Consider the following 22,026-nt stretch of genomic DNA (forward strand, 5'->3'; position numbering starts at 1 on the left):
AGAGCAAGGGCAGCCGATAAGGTACCGTCAGTGGCGAAGCCATTGCTGAAGGCATTTGATTGGCCGATATCCGCTCCGATCTTTGGTACTTTTACGGATGGTTGGCGTCGTGGGGCGCCTCTGACGGGCGGCCGAAGTGTGTTGTCACGTTAACTCGCCGAGTTTGCAAGCTCTCGCTTTCGGAAAGGCAAATGGCTGTTCTCTGCGCGGTTATTCAGCCCCTTGATCAACGTTCGGCATGCCACCTTGAAATGTCGGCGAGTTAACGTGACAATAGTTCCGGGATCTGGTGGATCGAATTGACGATGAATGAGGTGTCCTTAGATTTTGTAGATACTTACTTGGCAATTTGGGAACCGAGTAGAAGCGCGGATTCAGCCGCACAATCGGTTTAGGACGAGTTCAAGCGGAACTATGTAGCGCAGGTTTTTCATCCTAGCGACGGTCAGCTAGATGGCCGAGCGGCTCGGGTCGCGCCCTTTACGGTACCGGGATCGGCGATGATCGAAGCTAAAATAAAAGGCGGGCTCGAAAGCCCGCCTTCTGCGTTACTTGATGTGAAGTCTTATTCCCAGCCAACCGTGTCAAAGATTTTCTGCGCGGTGCCGATGTTCTCGGCCACGTCCGACAGGTTCACCTCGTCGGCTTTGAACTCACCCAACTGCTTTACGCTATCAGCCAGTTCAACGCCTTCCACCGTCGGGAACTCATCGTTACCGGCCGAGAAATAGACCTGCGCCTGATCAGAGGCGAGATACTCAAGGAACTTCACAGCATTCTCACGGTTCGGCGCGTTCTTGGCCACGCCGCCGCCGGAGAGGTTCATATGCGCGCCGTTGCCTTCTTGGTCCGGCCAGATCAGGCCGATCTTGTCGATATCGGCACTCACGCCGTCCACATCGGTGCGGATCGCGCGGGCGAAATAGTAGCTGTTGGATACCGCGATGTCGCATTCACCCGAGACGATGCCGCGCAGCTGGTCGGTGTCACCGCCCTGCGGTGCGCGCGCCATGTTGTCGACCACGCCCTGTGCCCATTCGGTCGCGGCTTCTTCACCCTCGTGCGTCACGATGGCAGCCAACAGAGTCTGGTTGTAGGTGTTGGTCGAGGACCGGATGCAGACCTGACCTTTGTAGGCAGGATCGGCGAGGTCCATGTAAGTCGCGGGTGGGGTGTCCAGCGTCTCTTTGTTAAAGAAGATGATCCGCGCGCGCTGCGACAGGCCGAACCACTGGTTGTCGTCGTCTTGCAGATTGCCGGGAATGCGCTCTTCAAGCGTGTCGCTCTCCACCGCTTGCAGCAGGCCCATGTCTTTGGCGCGCTTGAGGCGGCTGGTGTCGACGGTCAGCAGCAAGTCGGCGGGGGAGTTGGCACCCTCGGCTTCCATACGGGCCAGCAGTTCGTCGGCCTTGCCTTCGATGCGGTTAATGGTGATGCCAGTTGCTTCGGTAAAGTCGGAGTAAAGGCGCTCATCGGTGTCATAGTGACGGGCGGAGTAGAGGTTCAACTCGCCATCGGCCAGCGCGGGTAGTGCCAGCGACATCAGCGCGGCGGCGGCAGTCGATGTTTTGCAGAAGGTCATATCAGGGTCCTGTTCCAGTTTGGAGTAACTTGACTGAAACAGTAAGAAACAGATTTTAGACGCCCCTGCAACCAATTCCGATAAAATCGGTCAGAAGGTCCGGCACCATTTCCCGACGCAGACCATCAGCCATTGAGCGCACCGAGAGGCCGGGCTATGAGGGCGGAACAAACATCTCGACTTGTCTGGCTGCGCAATAGGACATTCCGTGGCTGCCTAGAAGGTAGCTCCGGAAGAAGGTCGAGATGCTCTTCACGCATCTCAAGCGCACCCTCGGCCTCGGAAGGCTCTGATTACGTGGCCCATGCGGTGCAAATGACGAATTCCTGCTCGCCGCAACCGCCCAAAATCTCCGGAAATTGGTCAAGATCTTTCCTGCACCGCAGCAAACGCGAAAAGCCCTACAGGAAAGGCGCTCGCGCCGCACGTTGCAAGATTTGGCGCAGATGAGTGTCTTTCTCCCAAGGCCGGTGCAGGACGATCATTACGATGGCATTGATCTCCTGCCATTCTGCAAGCAGGGATCGAAGATCATCGATCCCTTCAGCCCCTGACGCTCCGATGGCAATGACCGCTGCCGAAACTCCGCCATAACCTCAGTCTCAAGAGGTGCGCGATTCGAAAACTTGAAGCCTGCCCAGCAAATTAGACGGGATGACGCCGTCTTTTGGCATAAGATGAATAGGCTGCGGCTTTTAGGCAGACGTCAGTGTTGTCACCAAAGCGTTTCGCTTGCCCATTCTTGGCTTCCTGTTCAAAGTGGCCGGTGGCGGGAAATAAGGATATGCCACACATGCAAAACGAAGAGAGGTCGGAACCCCGCGACAGCGATCCCTATCAACTTGCCTGCCTTGCCGCAGGAGTTGGTGTCTGGGACTGGGATCTTCGGTCGGACGAGATCTATTTTTCTTCTCTTGCGCGAGAGATTCAGGGTCTTTCGCAAGATGAGCCAGCAACTTTCGCCACAGTGCGCTCGCTAACCCATCCCGATGATGCTGCCGATATGCTTGCCGCGCTGGAGCACGCCCTCGATCCGGAGAACCGCTTACAGGAGAGCTATGTCTATCGGATCACGCGCCCTGACACCGGTGAACTTCGGTGGGTGAGAGCTCATGGGGTAGCGCGGTTTGCTGAGGTCGAGGGCAAGATCCAGGCCGTTCATTACAGCGGCTCGATCGAGGATATCACCGAGCGGGAGGAAATGCGGCGCGCCCTGACTGAAAGCGAGGCACGGCTGCGCATTGCACTCGATGCCGCCCAGATGGCTGTCTGGGAGATCGATCTCGAGAGCGATATCGTCACGTCCTCGGTAGAGTTGAACCGGCTCTACGGTTTCCCGGACGATGCCAAGCCCGCTGCTGATGATTTCCGGGCGCGCTATGCTCCGGGCGAGGGCGAGCGCCTCGCAAAGGCTGGAGCAGAGGCGCGGGCAAGTGGTGAAAACAAGCTTCAGACACAGGTGCGTCATCTGTTTCCTGATGGATCGGAACGAGTGTTTCTGCTCAGGGCCGCGCTGGCGCCGGTCGATCATACCGGGCGGGAACGTGCAATCGGGGTGGTGTTCGACATTACCGAACAGGCACGACAGGAAGAACGCATCGCAACTGTCGCCGATGAACTTCGCCACCGGCTGAAGAACCTGGCAGCATTGATGGGAGCGATCGCCGGTCGAACCTGGGCCCGGGACGCGCACTACGAAAGCTTTATGGCGCGTCTGCGCGCGATGTCGGCCGCCACCGATTTGATGTTCGGAAAAGAAGCCCGTGCGCTCGCGGTTTCGGAGCTTGTCGACCACGTGCTGGCCCCGTTCAAGGATGAGGCCTGTAAAATCAGGGTCGAGGGCTCACAGGTGCTCGTTCCGAACAAGGCGATTTCCGGCCTTGCCATGGCGCTCCATGAACTCGCCACCAATGCCGTCAAGCATGGCGCGCTTTCGGTCCCGGCTGGCGGTATCGATGTAAGCTGGCAGAGCACCGTTGAGGGGACGCTGGAGCTGCACTGGAAGGAGCACGGCGGTCCCCCGGTGACCAAGCCTGAGCATGTGGGGTTTGGCACCCAGCTATTGCGCCGTGGTGCCCTTCCTCCGCCACATCGAGTGGACCTCTGCTATCTCGCCTGTGGACTGGAAGCCCATATCCATGTCGTTGGAGATGATCAGCGAGTATAGAAAGCCTGTGGAACGGGGCTACGGCAGGCAGGGTTGAACCTGTCAGCCTCGCGATCTTCGGATCGGCCGTGGCCCACGGGATGTCCGCCTCCATCCTAACTCGGAGGCTGGGGTGACGTCACGCCAAGAGGGAGTGACTAAGCGCCTGAACTCCTTAATGGACGTGTTGGCTCGACGCGCCTCAATTGATCATACTATTGGATTAGTTGGCCCACCTACCGCCACTCCCGGGCTGCCGCGTTTAGCCTGTGGGCCGACTATGCCGAGGATATGACTGTGTGAAAGCTGCGTGTTGATTGTCACCGAGAACTGACCCGGCATTTTCACCGAGACTTGACCCACCCAGTTGTTATGTTCTTTGCGTTATGATGGCGTCAATGCCGCTTTTTCCTTTCGTTTCTGTTTGGCTGTCGCGGAGCTGGCCTTGAACCGGTAGCTGTCATTGCCGGTCTCGAGAATGTGGCAACGATGTGTGAGGCGGTCGAGGAGCGCGGTGGTCATCTTTGCATCACCGAACACGCTGGCCCATTCGCTAAAGCTCAGGTTGGTTGTGATGACGACGCTGGTGCGCTCGTAGAGTTTGCTTAGAAGGTGGAACAGCAACGCGCCACCCGTAGCGCTGAACGGCAGGTATCCCAGCTCATCCAAGACCACTAAATCGGCTTTCACCAGCACCTCGGCGATCTTTCCTGCCTTGCCTTGGGCCTTTTCCTGCTCCAACGCATTGACCAACTCGACCGTGGAGAAGAAGCGCACACGCTTGCGATGATGCTCGATTGCTTGAATGCCGAGGGCGGTAGCGACATGCGATTTTCCCGTTCCAGGGCCTCCGATCAGCACTACATTCTCAGCCGCGTCCATGAACTCGCATCGGTGAAGTTGGCGGACCAAAGCTTCACGGACTTCGCTGGCGCCAAAGTCGAAGCCAGAGATGTCTTTGTATGCCGGAAAGCGTGCTGCCTTCATGTGGTAGGCAATGGAACGCACCTCACGTTCAGCAATCTCGGCTTTAAGCAGCTGCGACAACATGGGGATCGCTGCATCGAAAGCAGGCGATCCCTGCTCATGCAGGTCCTGCACGGCCTGAGCCATGCCTGGCATCTTCAGGCTACGCATCATGATGACGATGGCAGCACCGGCGGGATCATGACGCATGACGTGTTCCTCCCGTGGTGCGTAGCCCGTCATATCGTGCGACATTGGCCTCGGGCTCCTTATTCAAAGAAAGGGCCGCAGGCGGGGTCACATCGGGCTGGTCTATCGGTGCGCCATCCACCAGCCTGTGAAGTAGGTTCAAGACATGGGTTTTTGTTGGTACGCCCGCCTCCAGCGCCATTTCTACTGCGCAAAGCACGGCCTGTTCGTCATGGTGGAGGACCAAGGATAGGACGTCGATCATCTCGCGGTCACCACCTGGCCTACGCAACATATGATCCTGCAGCTTCCGGAACCCTTCTGGCATCTCAACGAAGGGCGCCCCGTTGCGCAGCGCGCCGGGTTTGCGTTGAACCACCGCCAGATAATGGTGCCAGTCATAAATAACGCGCCCTGGCTGACGGTGTGAGCGTTCAATAATGCGCTCATGCGTGCAGACCACATGGCCTTCGGCGACGATGACCAGCCGTTCAGGATAGATGCGGAGACTGACAGGGCGGTTCGCAAAGCTGGCAGGCACTGAGTAGCGATTACGGTCGAATGCTATCAGACAAGTGGGGGATACCCGCTTGCTCTGCTCGACAAAGCCGTCAAACATTGTGGGCAGTGGCATCAGCGCGGCCTTCTCGGCGTCCCAGATATCCGCAATATTGCCAGGCAATCTGCCATGCGGTGTCTCGGCCCAGAGAAGCTTGCAGCGCTCCTCCAGCCATTCATTCAGCGCATTGAGGTCCGGAAAGGCGGGCATGAGTTGCCAAAGCCGATGGCGGGCGTCGCGCACATTCTTCTCAACCTGACCTTTCTCCCACCCTGCCGCAGGATTGCAGAACTCAGGGTCAAAGACATAATGGCTGGTCATCGCAAGGAACCGTGCGTTTACATCGCGCTTCTTGCCGACACCAATCCGGTCAACGGCTGTCTTCATGTTGTCATAGACGCCACGCCCCGGAACACCCTCAAACACCCGAAAGCCATGCCAGTGGGCATCAAACAGCATCTCATGCGTTTGCAGTAGATAGGCCCGCACCAGAAATGCGCGGCTGTGCGACAGCTTGATATGAGCGACCTGAAGCTTGAGGCGCTCGCCGCCGACATAGGCCCAGTCCTCGCTCCAATCGAATTGGAACGCCTCGCCCGGCTGAAAGACCAAGGGCACGAAAACACCCCGGTCAGTCGTATGTTGAGCACGCTGGCGTTCGCCCTTCCAGTTCCGCACGAAGGCCGCGACACGCTCATATGAACCATCAAAGCCGAGCTGAACCAGATCTGCATGCATCTGTTTGGCCGTTCGCCGTTCCTTGCGTGATTTACGCTGCTCAGACAGCAACCAGCCTGTCAGCTTCTCAGCATAAGGGTCTAACTTGCTCGGTCGGTCCAAAATTTGGAACTCGGGCTCAACTATCCCTGTCCGCAGATACTTCTTGATCGTGTTGCGAGACACCCCTGTCCGGCGCGCAATCTCGCGGATGGGCATCTTGTCTCGCAGAGCCCATTTCCGAATAATCCTCAGAAATCCCATGTCTAACACTCCAATAGCTCCCAGCTGATTCAAGCAGGGGCAAGGTTACACATGGGTCAATTCTCAATGACAATTTCTGCAGTTGCCGGGTCAGTTCTCGGTGACAATCAACACGCAAAGGTCCCTGTCGATGAGATGGCGCGCGTTCTGAAGCGCTGCAGATCAACGATATTCCGCGAGCTAAAGCGCAACAATTTCTCGGATGAAAACATGCCTGGATGCGATGGCTATTACGGTGCCGCTGCGAACCTGATGCAAGCGGAACGTCGTGCTCGAGAGCGCAAACTGATCAAACATCCTGAGCTTCGAAAGCGCGTGATCGAGCGTATAAAGAACGGCTGGACACCAGAGCAGATCAGTAACCGTATGATCCACGAGCGCGCTCCCCTCAGGGTCTGTCAGGAAACCATCTATCGCTACATCTATTCCAAGGAAGGTCAGCGCGAAGACCTGTGGTGGTATCTACCGACCCATCGTGTCGCCCGCAGACCACGTCGCACCAGAAGGCGCAGAGAACCCAAATTCCACCGCGATGTCAGTATTCTGTTCCGACCCGATGATGTCGCTCATCGCCGTCAGTTTGGCCATTGGGAAGCTGATTTGATGCTGTTCAAACAAAAGCTTGGCCAGTCCAACGTTACCTCATTGGTTGAGCGCGTCAGCCGCTTCACCGTGATCCTGAAGAACCCGAATAAGCGCACCAAACCGGTCATGGGAAAGATCATGAAGTCTCTCAAAGACCTCCCCCTCGTCGCCCGTCGATCCATTACTTTTGACCGCGGAACCGAGTTTGTCAGTTGGCCGCACCTCCAAGCCGAGATCGGAACCCAGACGTGGTTGTCTAATCGCAAGGCCGCAGTCAAGTCTTGATGCAAAAGCACGGCCTATCGAAATGCCTTCAGAGCATTTCGATCTCCGGTTCTTGCTCAGTTCCTTCTCAGCACGTTCACGTGATTGAGGTCATGCGTGTGTCCGGGGCATGGTTGTCTTCGCGGTCAACACTTGGCTGCCGCATTCTGGGTTCCGCAGGTGAAGCCTTCCTTTGTTTTGCACGCAGTCTGTAACAGCTGCTGCCACGTCTTTCGGATTGGCCTGACCTCCGTCCACGACAGGGACGCCTCCTCGCATCAAGTTATGATGCGCTGAGCTCGGTGTGCGAGGGACAGTACCTTAGGCGAGTTCCTCGCGCGTTGGAATAAAGGTTTGACCGGTCTTCAGCATGGAATGCATGATGACGGCGAGTTTGCGAGCAACGGCGACCGCCGCCCGCTTAAAGCCAAGGCGTTCGCGCAATTGAAGCCCCCAGGTTTTTAGATCACTGACCGTTTCGGCTCGAGTCCTCGTAAGCAACGAGGTCGCAGCCTCGTAGAGCAGCCCACGCAATCGTTGATCCCCCTTCGGGAGATGTGACCGTTAAAATCCATCTCTCCCGATTGGTATCGGCGTGTGGTGAGGCCAAGCCATGCGCCGACAGATCGGGACTTCGGAAAGTTCTTCGGGTCTTCGATAGCGGCCACATAGGAAACTGCTGTGATCGCCCCGATGCCTGGTATCGTCATAAGCAAACGCGTGCTTCGGCACTGTCGCGCCGCCAACAAGAGCTGGCGGCTGAGTGTAGACGCCTGCTCCCTGACAGCTTGCCAGGCTTCGAGCAGCGGATAGATGATCCCTTTCAACTCGACATGTCCGTCCAGCAGACCGTTAACCTTTTCTACGAACACCCGGCCTTTGCTCTTGGGCACGACAAGACCGAAAGTCTTCATCAAACCACGGATCTGATTGGTCAATTGTGTCGTGATGGCCAGGAGTTGCGTGCGGGCTGCAACCAATGACCGGATCAGCATCGCTTCGAACGACTTGACCCTAACAGCCTTATAGAAGCCGGTTTCGGCAAGTTTGGCCAATCCCTCAGCATCGTTTGCATCGGTCTTGTTCAACGTCTCACCCAAAATTTTCTGGGCATGCCGTGCCTCAATGCAGATCGCCCGAAGTCCTTCCCCCGTTAAAGCATGATAGAACCAAGTGGCGAGTGGGCCAGCTTCGAAAACGACGTTCACGGGGTCGTCCGCATGCTTCCGAACCGTCTGCGCAATAATACCCGGGTCTGAGGGACATTTCCCGCGCCATACTCTTTTGCCGTCTTCTCGGATTGAGATCGCGGTATCCTTCAACGAAACGTCAAGCCCTATGTACTGGCCCATGCTCAATCTCCATCTGTTGCTTCGAACAAGACCCTTTCGGATCACGCTCTGGATCATACCGAAGAAAAAACATTTCGCTGCCATGACGAAACGCGGAGTGACAGAGCGATTACCCCATGTTTTGCGACCCCTCCAGCCCCTGGCAGAAAGGCACAGTCGAGAACACAAACCGACGCCTTCGAAGGTGGCTGCCCCGCAAACGCGACATCCGGCAATGCACAGATCACGATATGAAGGTGATCTGTGATCGCCTCAACAACACGCCGCGCAAGTGCCTGGGATGGAAAACGCCAGCCGAGGTCTTTCGCGAAAAGATATTGGAGGAAATGCGATGACACCCCTACCCTGAGCTCGACAGGAGTCGCGGTTCAGGTATCGCTCACAATCGGGCGGTTGCGATTGTCGCAACGGCAAGCATTCTGGGAGGCTGGGGGAGCGTGGTTGTCGGACGGCTGGTGTCGCAGCGCCTGATCCGTTGGTTCGTCATTGCCACTGGATTGGCTTTAAGTGCCTGGTACTTCATCCTCGGATAGCCTTTGGTTCTGCAACCCGGGCAATTTGACTTTTGAACCTAGTCGACCGTGGGGTTTGATTCCGAGCTCAAACTGAAGTTCGACGCTGACAATGGTCATATTGCCGACGATGTTTATAGCGCTCTTCCAGGAACTAACAAGCGGCATGAAGGAGTATGAGGGCAGTAGTAAATATAGGGCGGCCCTTGGTGCCCATCCTTTCTAATCTGCTTTGCGGGGAAAAGAAAATACTGAGCCTCCACGTCCTTAGAGGGTCGACGTTGGTGTGTAGTGATACGTATATGGGGGCATATCTGAAATAGAGGTTGATATGTTTACCAAAAGTGACCTGAAAGCAATGTCCCGTAAAGAACTCGAAAGGCTTTTGTCTGATGTGAAAAAGGCATTGGACGCTGCTCGAACCCGGGATCAGAGAGAGGCAAGAAAAGCTGCTACTAAAGCGGCCGCAGAATTTGGATTTTCCTTAGGGAAATTTCTGAAACGCAACCCTCAGCTCCTGCGAAAAAGCGGGCCAAGATTAAGAAAACTTCGAAGCCCTCAAAACCAATTTATGCCAATCCAGACGATAAGAAACAGACCTGGACGGGTAAGGGCCGACAGCCGAATTGGTTCCGTAGTCAGGTCGAGAGCGGCACCGCGCCCGATGCTATGCGTATCTGACCGGTGGAAGCCTAGAATTTCAACTATTTCGGGACCGAAAAGTACCTGACATCCGGGGAGCGAGACTGATGGTTAGCTGCGCATTTCAGAATGGTTTTTCCCTGATGCGCAGCTACCAGCATTTCGCCCACCCCCTTTATACCGATCGGCATAAGGCCTCGGGAGAGAAGTCCTCCTTCAGCGTCACGTCTACAAGGCGCCTACAGAATGACCTCATTAGGCCTACAGGACAGCTACAGACGGGCCACAACAAGTATCTCTAAAAAGCAATCTCGTTAACGGTCTGCGCTGAGCTTTTAGGTGATCATAGAGCTTTTCAGGATCGGAGTGCCCGCTCATGTTCCCAAACTTTCTTTGAATACTGAGTGGCGCTTGTAAGGCTGTTACCCTAGCGATTACTGCGCAGGGTGTTCTGGGACGCCCTGGTGTTGTTGCACCTCGGCCGAGGTTGCGCTGAATAAGGATTAAACCCGTGTGGCAAGAAGTCTGGGCAACCATCATCAACGAATTTTCCGATATTCCGGACTTGTCGACCATGACCAGTATAACACTTCGCTTGGTGTTGGCCGCGTTTCTGGGAGGATTGCTTGGCTATGAACGAGAACTCAAGGCGCGAAGCGCCGGGGTGCGCACCCATATGCTGGTGGCTGTAGGTGCGGCGCTCTTCGTGATTGGACCATTACAAAGTGGCATGCCCACACCAGACATGTCCCGGGTTCTGCAAGGTATTATTCAGGGCATTGGCTTTTTGGGCGCAGGAGCGATCATTATTCGCGCAGCAGAACAAAAGGTCCAAGGTCTGACGACCGCTGCAAACATTTGGGCTACCGCTGGGATTGGTATCGTTGCGGGGCTCGGTCTCGAGGCAACTGCGGTCCTAGCGACGGTGATCGTGCTGATCATCCTAGCCGTTATCCCGCGCATCCTACCGTCTTCGGTTAGGCCTAACGGGGCCCAAGAAGGACAATAACCCTATTAGGTTCCCCTTTACCCCGCCCGGTGGCCTGTCGTTCCAAGGGGCTGTATCCAACGTAATAGGTATTTGGTTTAAATTACGTAGGGCACCCTCAATGCATTATGGCATCCGCTCCGGCTGCAACTGACAACGCGACGAGAACCGTCAGGACTATCGAAGCCAGCCCCATGCCGATACCTGCAAGGACAACCAGTCCGTCGCGTTCAACGAAGCCAATACCTGCGACGAAAAGCGAAATAGCAGGAAACCACCCGCTGAGCGGTAAAGGCACAAACAGTGCCACGGCGATTCCCAAAAGAAGCAATCCGATTAGTCGCTCAGTTTTGGGTTGGAATACGCCTTGCAGGCGCGGTCGAGTCAGGCGCTCAACGCGTCGGGAAATCGGCCGTAGACGCAGCACAGTATTTCTCAGAGCGGAACAGGACAATGACCGTTTGGCAATCCAAGGCGGCAGCCAAATATAAGAACGCCCTAGCACCAGTTGAACACTAAAGAACACCAGGGGGATGGCCGTTACAAGCGTGGCGCCGGGAGGCAGCGGCAACAGATTAATTAGGGATGAGAGCAGAATGGCCCAACCGAATGACCGCTCCCCCAACCGTTCTAAGAGATGACCAAGGGGTATCGCGTTGCGCTGGCGCTCACTCCGAAGCACGCAAAGCAAATTGAACGATAGAGAACGACTTTTAACGGTTCTTTGCCTTTTCGACAGTGGAAAACTGGAGTTGATTGTCACAATTCTCCTAAGCCCCGATGGGGAGGCGTTAAGAAAAATGTCTCTCGGATGGTCGTCATTGGCCTGCCTTTAACTTGGGGCCAATCTGCCCGGCGCATTGGTTGGCAGGTCCCTTTGGAATCCGCCCTGTTCCACTCTTGTAGAGAACTGGATGGAACTCTATTTGGGTATGAACCTGAGGGAACCAAGAGCCAATGCAATATTCTTACGAGCTGAGACCGCATGGGCGTTGATCTGATCTACATCGCAGCTGGCCTCATTCTGCTCTTCGCGGGTGGTGAAGGGCTTGTACGCGGTAGCGTGTCAATTGCCGAACGGGCTGGGCTCTCCAAAATGGTCATCGGACTGACCATCGTGGGGTTTGGCACCTCAGCACCGGAGTTGCTGGTCTCCTTGAAGGCCGCATTCAGCGGAGCCCCTGAGATTGCTCTGGGCAATGTGGTCGGGAGCAATATCGCCAATATTCTTCTTATTATCGGCGCAGGTGCCCTAATCATGCCGATCGCCGGTTGGGATAGGTCTGCTGTACGGGAAGCTCTGGTAGCGGCCTTGGTCGCTTTCGCGCTGTTTGGTCTGCTCAAAGGAGCGTTTTTGGACCGGCTCGAGGGCGCTCTGTTGCTGGCGGTTTTAGCTGTCTACCTCGGTGCGACGTTTTGGATGGAAAAACGCAGCCGTGACTCCAAGATGTTTGAGCATGAGGCCGAAAACTTCGAAGGCTCTGGCGTTTCCAGAACGAGCGTAGCCGCCGTCTTTGTTGTAGGTGGCATCATAGCACTCGTGGCGGGCGCAAACCTTCTAGTGACAGGTGCAGGATCAATCGCCAAAGCCTTTGGGGTTTCCGATGCTGTGATTGGCCTGTCCCTCGTAGCCATCGGCACCTCCCTGCCTGAACTTGCCACATCTATCTCTGCGGCCCTTAAAAAACAGTCTGACGTAGTCATAGGCAATGTGATCGGGAGTAATATTTTCAACGTTTTGGCGATCCTCGGGATCACATCCGCGATTGTCCCCATCGAAGTCAGCGACCGGTTTCAAGGGTTTGACATGGTGTTCATGCTGCTTCTGTCATGCGGCCTAGCGGTGATTTTGTTTGCAGCCAAGCGCATTGGTCGAGTAGCAGGCTTCCTGTTCATAGCGGGCTACGCTGTCTACATTGGATACTTATTCCAAAGCGGCGCGATCAGCTAGCCTTCCTGAATATCCCCGGCCGGGGTCGCATGAAGATGTAGCTCAAGCCAGACCGATTAGATGGCCGCTCAATCGCATTCTGTGCTGACCATCGTCTCATCTGGCACCTGCGTGTTGCAGTAGATCCCAGCATCAAGATCAGTGTCGACCAAAACGGCATCTTCAAAAACAGCGGCCTTCAGAACCGTGTTTTCGAACGACACGTTGATGAGCTTGGCGCCGGTGAAGCTGGCGCCCGTCAGATCGGCAGAGTCAAAGGAGACATTCTCCAAGGTTGCATAATCAAACAGCGAAAGATTGAGGCCTGCTTCAGAGAAGTCCACGTCTCGAAGCTCAGCTTCGGTCAGGTCTATTCCGGTCAGTTTCCGACCCGTAAGGTCCAGCTGCTCGAAGGCACAGCCGGGACATCTTCCGAGCATACGCAATTGTTTCTCTTGCTCCGGTTCCTGCCCGATCGCGGACGTGCCAAAGAGCGAAGCGACAGCCAGAAGCACGCCGAGGCGGCTCGTCCGAAACGCAGAATTTTTCAAGAAGTACCACCTAAGCCTATAAGGCCTCTAAAAATCAAAAAGCTCGCTCAAGAAGCCTTCGCGCCGCTTCTTTTTATAGGGCCTGCCATGACCGTGATCTTGTCCGGAGTTGCGCAAGGAGGCGACCTCACGGGGTGCAGGTTCGGGGCCCGAGCGTTCAATGATCTTGTCTAGCTCGCCTCGGTCTAACCAAACCCCACGACATTGAGGGCAGTAGTCAATTTCTACACCGGAGCGATCTGTCATCACCAGCTGGGTTCCATCGATCGGACATTGCATCGGTTAAGCCTCCTTCATTCCTAAGTTAATTGGGCACCCGCGATGCAAACTGCAACCACTTCAAATTTATTCTCGCCAGAATCGCTGTGCGTTTGAGCGGCTGGAGCGGAGCCAGCCAAGTTCCAGATGGTCATATAAAGTGGAGTGCATGCCTGCTCTCCGGGTGCGAGCTAGATCACGCGGTGCGCAGCATCCCAACGATCAGATGAAGCGGCCTCTTTCAAAAAAGCTATAACAGTCTCGGGCTGATAGGGTTTAGCAATAAATGTCGTGCCGGTAGGAAGACTGTTTGCCGCCACATTTGAGGCTCCGGATGCGACAATGATCGCAATGTGCGGCCATCTGCGGCGCACAATCTTTGACAGTTCTAAACCGTTTAGTGAGCCAGGCATCTCAATATTTGTGAACATGATGCCTATGTCATTATTCGAAGTGAGAACTGTGAACGCGTTGGCCGAATGTGCAGCAGCGTATCCCGAGAGGCCCGCATCCTCCACAAGGCCCATGGCCGCGAGGCGCAAAAATGGATCAGCTTCTACGACGAGAACGCCGCATGCATCACTAACGATCATAACAGAGATATTCCTATGCGCTGAGATTTACATATCATTGCTAGATAAGCGTTCTATGTCATTTTCAATTGACCTGCCCCCCTTCCTCACTAAAGCCATTTTCCCGACAAATATTTAACAACATTGAGTATCCGTCGGATTCTTTCCTCCACGCTAGGAGGATGGTTAAGTAGCAATGGCTCGCATCGCTAAAAAATGCACTTGTCCGAGGAAGGTGTACCTATGAAAAAACATACGCACAGCGCCTCTCCTGCAAGTTGTCCGACCGACCAGCTTAAAGGTCGAGATGCTCCGGTAAATAGCGTACCGCATGCCATAGCGATCGAAACTATGGAAACGGCGTTGGCAGCTGCTCGGATAGCCGTGTTTGAACTCGATCTGGTTGCAGACACCTCGAATGTCTCAGCAACTTGGCGTGATCTTATGGATGTCGACCTGTCCGACGGCGTCGACTTTCAAACAGAATGGCGAAAGAGAATCCACCCTGACGACGAAGTGCTTATCGAACGTGCATTGGCTGATTACGTAAATGGCCAAGCTCCCCGGGTGGCAGTAGAATATCGGCTACGTTCACGTGATGGGCTGGACTGGCTCTGGATGCGTACAGATGCCGAAGCAACTGAGTGGGATGCTCAGGGGAATGCTCTCAACTTGGTCGGCACGCAACGAGACATTACAGACCGAAAACGCGCCGAGATAGCGCTGCAAGGTAGCGAAGAACAATTTAGGTCTCTGATGAACAATGCCCCCATCGGAACAGCCTTGGTTTCATTGGAGGGTCAGTGGCTGGCGACAAATGCAGCAATGACTGCCTTCCTTGGCTATTCAGAAGAAGAACTGAGAAGCACAGATTTCCAGTCCATAACGCATGAGGACGATCTGGATAGTTGCCTTTTGAAAGTCCAAAAACTTTTAAGTGGTGAAATTGACGCTTTCGAACTCGATAAAAGGTATGTGCGCCCCGATGGAGAGATCGTTTGGGGGCATCTCTGCGTGGTTCTTGTGCGGAGCGATTATGGCCAACCTTTGCACTACATAACTCAGGTCTTAGACATAACTGAGGCTCGGAAGTTGGATTTCCTCAGGAACGAGTTCATGTCCATCATTGCTCATGAATTACGCACGCCCGTGACGGCAGTCGTAGGGGCGCTGGATATGCTCGACGTCGTTTGTCCCAATGGTCCAATAGAAAAAGTGCAGCAGCTTGTAAAAATTGCCAAACGCGGCGGTGACCGGTTGCGCACGGCGTTGGAAGATCTACTCGACTTCGAACAAGTGTCAGGCGGAGCTTTATCCCTCAACCTGACTGAAACAAATATTATCGAAATTTTAGGAGAGGCGCTGCTGAAGAGCCAACCCGTCATGGATCAGCATAAAAGTTCAGCCCGCATGATCCTACAGGAAAGCGAGATCTCCTGGAAATGCGATCCGGTTCTGTTGGATAAAGCGCTTAGGCACCTGCTCTCAAATGCTGCTAAATTTTCTCCTGAGGATACTGAGGTTCGGGTTATAATCGCGAGGGATACAAGCCAATTAAGCATCCGTGTAAAAGATTCAGGCCCCGGCATTCCCGGTAATCTTCAGGAGAAGATATTTCAGCCTTTCTGGCAGCAAGACACATCTGACACAAGAGCGCAGCAGGGTATCGGCCTCGGGCTCACTATTTCCCGCCAGGCGATCCGAAGAATGGGCGGTGAGCTATCAATCGAGGCCTGTGGTGGGCCGGGGGCTGAGTTTCTTATCACGCTTCCCGCCTGCCCTTCGCAATGAATTCACCTCAGCGAGGAGGGTGACGGGAAGTACCGCCACTTTCGCCCACTCAGATTCAAAAGGACCCGCCGAAGAAGTGGTTGATCGCAACGTAAAGAGTAAAGGTGCACAGAACCGCCATAGAGGGCATCACGGCCCAGATAAATAGCCGTCGCTGCTTAATCTTATCGCGCTTTTTTCCTTCTCCAGATCATCTAGACGCATCGTGTTCTCCGTAGATCAGCAAACGGCGCACAAGGCCGCTTCGCCAAAAAGTTTCTATCTGGTGGAAGGCAATTTCTTGCGGGGAGGCCTCACCAAGTATGACAGGCGCCTCCTACACCAATTCTCTCCAGAACGACGGAGAGAGAAGTACGAAGACCGTCAGCATCTCTAGCCGACCAGCGTACATGCCCAAGGACAGCAGCCATTTTGCCCCATCGGGTAGCGAGGAGAAGTTGCCTGCCGGGCCTATGATGTTGCCTAGACCGGGCCCGACATTAGCCACTGCGGTGAGGGCACCGCTAATTGAGGTCGTCATGTCCAAACCGAACGAGTTAAGAGCAACTGCGAGGCCCATTACTGTAGCAGCATAGAGGGTGAAGAAGGTCATCACCCCGTTGATAACATCATAGTCGACCACCCGCCCTTCGTAGCGGGTTGGAAAAACTCCATGAGGCTGATGAATATGCCGCATCTGGGCGTATACGCTGCGGATCACGACCACCCATCGCATCATTTTTCCGCCTCCCGATGTAGAGCCCGTACATCCACCCAGGGCCGTGAGGCATAAAAAGGTAGTCGCTGCAAAGGGTCCCCAAAGCGTATAGTCGGTTGTCGCAAATCCTGTGGTGGTTACAACCGAGACGACATTGAAAGCCACCAGCCGCAGGGTCTCAAGAAGCGGTGTGTGTGTTGTAATGACACGCCATAGTGTCAGGATGAAAATCGCCGATGACAGAGAGATGAGCAGGGCGCGAATCTGTTCGCTACGGAAGGCGCCCCTTGTCAGCACGCGGATATACCACGCGAACGGCAGGGCCGCTGTCAGCATAAAAAACGTTCCCATCCATTGCAGGTAAGCGCTTTCGAAAAGGCCGAATGAGGAATCTGAGGTAGAGTAGCCGCCGGATGATACGGTCGTGAAGGCGTGTACGAGCGCTTCAAATCCGGTCATGCCGCCAGAAAGGTAGGCGATGGCGCAAATGAAGGTCAGGGCAAGATAAATCCAGACCGTTGCTGAAGCAAACCGAGCGGCACTGGCGAGTGCCTTCTCCCCTTTTTCTGAGCTTTCTGTTTGATAAAGCTGCATGCCACCAACGCGCATGATTGGCAGCAGAGCTATGCCTGCGACAATGAAACCGACCCCGCCGATCCATTGAAGCAGTGCCCGCCAAAGCAAGATGCCGTGATCCGTGTTGTCGAGTCCCGTCATTACGGTTGAGCCGGTGGTGGTAATCCCCGACATGGATTCAAAGAACGCGTCGGAAAAAGACAGCCCCCAAAGCCACAGAGGAAGGCCCCCTGCCAAAGCCGCGACGAACCATGCGCTGCCGGTGAGAAGGAAGGAATGCCGACGGTCCAATCCTGGGCTGCGACCCATAGCGCTGACACAAACACCACCCCCAATGGACATGGTGATCAACGCTGCCTCGAAGAATACCACCCGCGTTGCGGGGAAGATGAGCGCATCGAAGGCCATTAGAACGCCAAGGCCGAGCAAAAGTAGGCCGTTGATGAATACCACGATTGCCATGCCGCCCTAGCTCTCGCGGAACCGGTAGCCGATGCCGGGCTCGGTAAATATCCAGACGGGGTCCGTCGCATCGTCGCCAAGTTTGGTGCGCAGCTGCCGGATAAATACCCGTAGATACTGGCTGTCTTCGGCGTGAGCCGCGCCCCAGACCTTTTCGAGCGCCATGCGCTGTGTCACCAGCCGACCGGGATGGGAGGCAAGAAGCCAGAGCAATTGAAACTCTTTGGGCGTCAAACTGAGGGCCTGGGTGTCCAAATGTGCTGAATGTGCAGCGACATCTAGAATAAGTCCGCCAATCTCAATCCGGGAAATGTCCTGCTGTTCGGTGCCACGGTCCCGAAGCAAGGCGCGCAACCGCGCAAGCAATTCGCGCGTACCAAAGGGTTTCGCCACATAGTCCTGCGCCCCAAGGTCGAGCGCTGCCACTTTTTCAGTCTCATCGGCGCGCACTGACAGAACAAGAACCGGCAGATTTGACCAAGTACGAATGTCTCGTAGCACATCTTTTCCGTCCCGATCCGGCAGCCCAAGATCAAGAACCAGCAGATCCGGCGCACCTGTGGCGGCCTGCACGATAGCCTCCCGGCCGGTTGCGGCCTCAAGAACAGTATGCCCCTCGGATTCCAGCGCGATCCGCAAAAAGCGTCGGATCTGATCTTCGTCGTCAATAACAAGAATACGGGCCATCAGACCCCCTGACCGGCGATCGGCAGGCGAAAGACGATTGTCGTCCCGCTTTCGTCTGGGTTGGTTGCCTGAACATAGATGTCACCGCCATGCGCATCGACGATGCCGCGCGCGATCGCGAGGCCAAGGCCCGTCCCGGCGCGCTGCGTATCGCCCGCCGTCACGCGGTAAAACATCTCAAAAACGTCGCTGCGTGCCTGCGCCGGTATGCCAGGCCCCTGATCACTGATTGCAAGTTTCAACCAAGTGCTTTCCGCGTGCCCGGATAACAAAATTTCAGAATTATCCGGTGCATACTTGGCGGCATTGTCCAGCACATTGACCAAGAGCTGTTCGATCAGGATGGGATCAACATCAATTAACGGCATGCTGTCGGGCAGGCTTAGTACAATCTTGTAGGGGGCGAGATTACTGCGGAGCCGCCGCCGGGCATTTCCGATAATCTCGAGCAAATCGGAGGCCACGCATCGAGGCCGAAGCGCTCCATGGCTCAGACGTGTCATGTCCAGAAGGTTCTGCACATAGCGGTCCAGACGCTCGCCTTCCTCCCGGATCGTCTCGGCCAAGTCTTGGCGCATTGGTTCAGTGTAGCGGTCGCCCCCTTCTGCTAAAGTAGATGCAGCACCGATAATGCTGACCAAAGGCGTTCGCAGATCATGGCTGACTGATGATAAAAGTGCCGAGCGCAATTTTTCAGTTTCCGTCGCGAGGCGGGCAGCTTCGAGCGTTTCCGTGAGATCAGTACGTTCAAAAGCCAATGCCAACTGGCTTGCAAAAGCTTCCAGCAGACGTCGATCATCGCGTTCGATGGCTCTAGACCGAATACCAAGCGCAGCCAATGTTTCTTCGCCAGCACGCACAGGTAAGATCAACCACTCGGGGGAAATTGCTGAATTGCTGGCGACAATGACAGGCTCCCCAGAGGCAATCGTTCGGCCGCAGGCCTCTTTGATACCCTCGTTCTCAACCGCTAATGCCGGGCTGTAAGCAATCTTTTCGACAGCATCTGCAAAAGTGCGAAACAGCGCCACCTCCACGCCCATTGTGGCGGTGACATGATCCACTGCGGCGTGCGCCACAGCCTGCGACGAAGGCGCACGCGCAATCTGCTGAGCGAACTCATGAAGGATCGTGATACGCTCCACACTCCCACGTAGCGCCATGGCGCGGGTCCGAAGTCGCGCAGCCAAACTGCCGGTGACAAAGGAGGCCAGAAGAAACAAGCCAAGGGTTACCAAATCAGCTTCTTGTAGGACACGGAATGTGAAGCGTGGCTCAGTGAAGAAGTAATTGTATGCAGCGAACCCAGCAAAGGATGCCAGGATTGAAGGCCCGGGACCGCCGAACGATGCAACAACAACGACACCAGCCATGAAGACAAGAGTTAACTCGCCAACTGGTAAGGTGGCTTCCAGCACCCTGGCTGCAAACGTGACCATAACCATCACTAGACAGGCGCCCAGATAGCTGCGGCTTCCTGCATGCGTCCGTGCACGGTGAAGTCTGAATATCGGCATTTGGCGAGGACGGTTGATTGGGTTTACCTCAGAAATCACAGCATCTTGGAGCATTCAGCGCTACTTTTGCATCGAGAGCACGTAAAGACGCTATGCTTGTTTTCACTAGCTCGTATAAAAAAAGCATAAAAGTTAGGGCTGCGCGTTGATTAGGAGCGATCGCTGGAGTTGCAGACAGAAGCAGTGATTTCTGGCGATAGTTATCGGTTTTCTCAAGAGCCGCCTTGGGTCCCCGTTGGACGTGAGGTTCAATGGGGACAAGCATGCTGGAGCAGCAATACGAGGTCTAGTTGAGCACGATCAATGATAAGGAATTCAATCCGTTAAGAACGGAGATTTCCAACTAGGTAGGCCAATGTCTTGGGTGGGTGAAAGCAGATTACGGCTAAGTGAAGAGAGGGGCAGTCAGGAGCGATTTACGTGTTTCTAGTGGATCGCGCCCTAGATGCCCGGAGGCCTGAACTTAAGAGCCGCATGCAATGACAGAAAAATTTCTTAATTTACCATTCTGAAGTATGGAGCTCGATACGCATTCTCCATGCCAGAGTTCCGGCAAAAGCCCATATCCATGTTGCTTGTTCCGTCAATTTGGCCGTAGGAAATGAACGATGCCCCATTAACTCCATCTGCATTAGCAGAAAAGGTAATGTCCCCCATCGCCAAGACTTGTCCATTGTAGACGCTCAGAGAGGAGGCGACCTTGAAACCTCCGAGGGTCATCAGCGAAGCACCGCCACCTTCTGTGCAATCATCATCACGGCCAATCTGTAAGCCTTGAGGGAGTTTAAGGATGTTGCTCCCTCATGAGTTGTTGCGATCACCACATCTTCCAAGACAACACCATTAGAAAACTTGATCTCGCAATCGGAAATGAAAACAAATTCACTGTAGAGACCAGCGTCCATGGTGATAGAGCCAGAACCACCACAAATCATACGATTCACTGCATTTTGTTTGAAGTGATAAGAGTTCAGTGAGTTGGTGTTTCCCTTCGGTTCTGGTTCCCCTGGCGGGAGACCGGGGAATTCTCTTAGATCGATGTCGTAGTAATAGCTAGGGCTGACATACGGCGGCAGATGCTCAGCTTCTGCCGTCCAGAAGCTATCGATGATATCAGGCAATTGATTGAGCAACCGCAGACGGTACTTTCCGTTCCGAAGAGCAGTTTGCAGGCCGTCGTTCTTTTCGAAACCAGATCTTGGGATGTCGAGGTCATCGATGTTCGGCATCGATACAACAGTTCCTGGTTCAAAATAGTTGTTCTGATTCATGCTGACGTATTCATTTGAATGAATGCAAAAGCCATTTGAGAAATTGTTGTTTGATTGGACATCCACTACGCCCTCGGCAACGAAACCTTCGGTAAAGCAGCCTGGATAATATGTAGAATAAACTGACTCGACTCTGACATCGAATGTATCGCGGCCGACTAGGCGGAGTAGAAAGTTGCGCGAGGCATTATCCCGGGCCTCCTCCATCATTGCGTGAACTTGCACCGCAGACCTAGAATTTGGATCTAGAACGAAGCTCTGTTCCGCAAAATCCCATTTCCCAAAACTCACATCAGTAGCCAATAGAGCATTATAACCGAACTGGTTTGGAGGCAGCATAGATGCTACGGTTTCAGTTGCCCTCGCGATGGATTCGTCTGGACTGTGTTTTTCTCGGCTGTAAAGTGCAGCGTGAGCCGCACTATCGGCAGCCACTTGTAGTTGTGTCCGTTCAGAGATTACTTTGTTAATATCGACGGCAAGCCCACCAAGAATGAGACATATCAAGAGCAGGAAGAGGGAAAGAAGCGTAATGGCTCCATCTTCTTTATGAACCCACTTGAGATGAGCTTTTATAGGCACAGCCTCAAAACTCCACGATATGTTGAGCGCTGACAAGAATTTGCACGCTGTCAAACGTGCTCCTGGCTAAATTCAACGGCATCAATTTTCCAGCGGAAGCTGTGAGGTCCGTCTTTACGAAGCCCCCTGAGATCGTAGTTGCAACGTTTATATCGGCATCGAGATGTGCAACCTGTCCGATAATGTAATCCTGAACGGCTATACTATCGGGAAGACGACCTAGGGAAAAGGCGCGGTTGCCATCATGTACAATCCGCGTCAACTGCGACTCATAGAAAAATACCATCGAGACGTTCATGATTATCGCTAGTACAAAAACGAAAATCGGCAGCCAGATCACTGATTCAATCGTAGCAGAGCCCTGAT

Annotated in this window: 18 protein-coding genes and 4 pseudogenes; 8 read left to right on the forward strand and 14 right to left on the reverse strand. The window is 54.5% G+C overall.

The genetic code is table 11. From position 1 onward, the window contains the following. Positions 1-565 precede the first annotated feature (565 nt). The gene (locus ACFQAU_RS22010; protein WP_132446264.1) at positions 566-1,582 is read right to left on the reverse strand and encodes a Fe(3+) ABC transporter substrate-binding protein; all 1,017 of its coding nucleotides are present in this window, start codon (positions 1,580-1,582) and stop codon (positions 566-568) included. Between the two features lie 230 nt (positions 1,583-1,812). On the opposite strand from ACFQAU_RS22010, the pseudogene ACFQAU_RS22015 reads away from it, so the two are divergent. Together ACFQAU_RS22015 and ACFQAU_RS22020 are read left to right on the forward strand one after the other, a co-directional pair. Beyond that, positions 1,813-1,968: pseudogene (locus ACFQAU_RS22015) on the forward strand (transposase); the annotation flags it as partial. Positions 1,969-2,375: 407 nt separating this feature from the next. Further along, positions 2,376-3,749, forward strand: coding sequence for a sensor histidine kinase (locus tag ACFQAU_RS22020; RefSeq protein ID WP_165935607.1), 1,374 nt, complete (start codon positions 2,376-2,378; stop codon positions 3,747-3,749). A 363-nt stretch (positions 3,750-4,112) separates the two neighbouring features. Here ACFQAU_RS22020 and istB read toward each other — a convergent pair whose 3' ends face one another. Continuing rightward, the gene (istB, locus tag ACFQAU_RS22025) at positions 4,113-4,904 is read right to left on the reverse strand and encodes an IS21-like element helper ATPase IstB (RefSeq protein ID WP_386279912.1); all 792 of its coding nucleotides are present in this window, start codon (positions 4,902-4,904) and stop codon (positions 4,113-4,115) included. Then, on the reverse strand, positions 4,894-6,423 hold the full coding sequence (gene istA / locus ACFQAU_RS22030; protein WP_132447149.1) for an IS21 family transposase: 1,530 nt from the start codon (positions 6,421-6,423) through the stop codon (positions 4,894-4,896). The genes istB and istA overlap by 11 nt, the downstream gene beginning before the upstream one ends. Before the next feature lie 66 nt (positions 6,424-6,489). On the opposite strand from istA, the pseudogene ACFQAU_RS22035 reads away from it, so the two are divergent. Next, positions 6,490-7,260 (forward strand): annotated as a pseudogene (locus tag ACFQAU_RS22035) (IS30 family transposase); the annotation flags it as partial. A 333-nt stretch (positions 7,261-7,593) separates the two neighbouring features. On the opposite strand, the pseudogene ACFQAU_RS22040 reads toward ACFQAU_RS22035, so the two are convergent. Continuing rightward, positions 7,594-8,624: pseudogene (locus ACFQAU_RS22040) on the reverse strand (IS110 family RNA-guided transposase). A 113-nt stretch (positions 8,625-8,737) separates the two neighbouring features. Between ACFQAU_RS22040 and ACFQAU_RS22045 the strand changes: the two are divergent. The 3 genes and pseudogenes from ACFQAU_RS22045 to ACFQAU_RS22055 form a co-directional block, all read left to right on the forward strand. Continuing rightward, a pseudogene (locus ACFQAU_RS22045) lies at positions 8,738-8,959 on the forward strand (transposase); the annotation flags it as partial. A gap of 744 nt (positions 8,960-9,703) precedes the next feature. Further along, on the forward strand, positions 9,704-9,817 hold the full coding sequence (locus ACFQAU_RS22050) for an H-NS family nucleoid-associated regulatory protein (RefSeq protein ID WP_386285363.1): 114 nt from the start codon (positions 9,704-9,706) through the stop codon (positions 9,815-9,817). 472 nt (positions 9,818-10,289) lie between these two features. Continuing rightward, positions 10,290-10,787, forward strand: a complete 498-nt coding sequence (locus tag ACFQAU_RS22055) for an MgtC/SapB family protein (RefSeq protein ID WP_206054345.1) — start codon at positions 10,290-10,292, stop codon at positions 10,785-10,787. A 97-nt stretch (positions 10,788-10,884) separates the two neighbouring features. On the opposite strand, the gene ACFQAU_RS22060 is transcribed toward ACFQAU_RS22055, so the two are convergent. After that, the gene (locus ACFQAU_RS22060; protein ID WP_240791682.1) at positions 10,885-11,529 is read right to left on the reverse strand and encodes an exopolysaccharide biosynthesis protein; all 645 of its coding nucleotides are present in this window, start codon (positions 11,527-11,529) and stop codon (positions 10,885-10,887) included. A 222-nt stretch (positions 11,530-11,751) separates the two neighbouring features. Here ACFQAU_RS22060 and ACFQAU_RS22065 point away from each other — a divergent pair, with 222 nt between their 5' ends. Then, positions 11,752-12,717, forward strand: coding sequence for a calcium/sodium antiporter (locus ACFQAU_RS22065; protein WP_132446868.1), 966 nt, complete (start codon positions 11,752-11,754; stop codon positions 12,715-12,717). Positions 12,718-12,785: 68 nt separating this feature from the next. Here ACFQAU_RS22065 and ACFQAU_RS22070 read toward each other — a convergent pair whose 3' ends face one another. The 3 genes from ACFQAU_RS22070 to ACFQAU_RS22080 form a co-directional block, all read right to left on the reverse strand. After that, the gene (locus tag ACFQAU_RS22070; RefSeq protein ID WP_240791683.1) at positions 12,786-13,247 is read right to left on the reverse strand and encodes a pentapeptide repeat-containing protein; all 462 of its coding nucleotides are present in this window, start codon (positions 13,245-13,247) and stop codon (positions 12,786-12,788) included. A gap of 27 nt (positions 13,248-13,274) precedes the next feature. Then, the gene (locus tag ACFQAU_RS22075; protein ID WP_132446870.1) at positions 13,275-13,526 is read right to left on the reverse strand and encodes a TFIIB-type zinc ribbon-containing protein; all 252 of its coding nucleotides are present in this window, start codon (positions 13,524-13,526) and stop codon (positions 13,275-13,277) included. A 170-nt stretch (positions 13,527-13,696) separates the two neighbouring features. Continuing rightward, a complete protein-coding gene (locus ACFQAU_RS22080; RefSeq protein WP_132446872.1) occupies positions 13,697-14,098 on the reverse strand; it encodes a response regulator in 402 nt (133 codons plus the stop codon). Between the two features lie 222 nt (positions 14,099-14,320). Between ACFQAU_RS22080 and ACFQAU_RS22085 the strand changes: the two genes are divergently transcribed. Further along, positions 14,321-15,868, forward strand: coding sequence for a PAS domain-containing sensor histidine kinase (locus ACFQAU_RS22085; RefSeq protein ID WP_165935626.1), 1,548 nt, complete (start codon positions 14,321-14,323; stop codon positions 15,866-15,868). 316 nt (positions 15,869-16,184) lie between these two features. On the opposite strand, the gene ACFQAU_RS22090 is transcribed toward ACFQAU_RS22085, so the two are convergent. The 6 genes from ACFQAU_RS22090 to ACFQAU_RS22110 form a co-directional block, all read right to left on the reverse strand. After that, complete coding sequence (locus ACFQAU_RS22090) at positions 16,185-17,603, reverse strand: TrkH family potassium uptake protein (RefSeq protein ID WP_132446876.1); 1,419 nt, start codon at positions 17,601-17,603, stop codon at positions 16,185-16,187. 6 nt (positions 17,604-17,609) lie between these two features. Further along, positions 17,610-18,290, reverse strand: a complete 681-nt coding sequence (locus tag ACFQAU_RS22095) for a response regulator (protein WP_132446878.1) — start codon at positions 18,288-18,290, stop codon at positions 17,610-17,612. Beyond that, positions 18,290-19,861, reverse strand: coding sequence for a DUF4118 domain-containing protein (locus tag ACFQAU_RS22100; protein WP_132446880.1), 1,572 nt, complete (start codon positions 19,859-19,861; stop codon positions 18,290-18,292). The genes ACFQAU_RS22095 and ACFQAU_RS22100 overlap by 1 nt, the downstream gene beginning before the upstream one ends. A 441-nt stretch (positions 19,862-20,302) precedes the next feature. Then, positions 20,303-20,527 (reverse strand): hypothetical protein, encoded by a 225-nt coding sequence (locus ACFQAU_RS22165; RefSeq protein ID WP_465320861.1) that lies wholly within the window; start codon positions 20,525-20,527, stop codon positions 20,303-20,305. Continuing rightward, entirely contained in the window at positions 20,527-21,696 is a 1,170-nt protein-coding gene (locus ACFQAU_RS22105) for a pilus assembly protein TadG-related protein (protein ID WP_386285352.1), read from the reverse strand. The genes ACFQAU_RS22165 and ACFQAU_RS22105 overlap by 1 nt, the downstream gene beginning before the upstream one ends. Next, a partial coding sequence (locus ACFQAU_RS22110; RefSeq protein ID WP_386285355.1) for a TadE/TadG family type IV pilus assembly protein occupies positions 21,665-22,026 on the reverse strand: 362 nt, incomplete at its 5' end. The genes ACFQAU_RS22110 and ACFQAU_RS22105, both read right to left, overlap by 32 nt.

The organism is Sulfitobacter profundi (genome assembly GCF_042661425.1).
In the GTDB taxonomy this organism is placed as follows: Bacteria; Pseudomonadota; Alphaproteobacteria; order Rhodobacterales; family Rhodobacteraceae; genus Sulfitobacter; species Sulfitobacter profundi.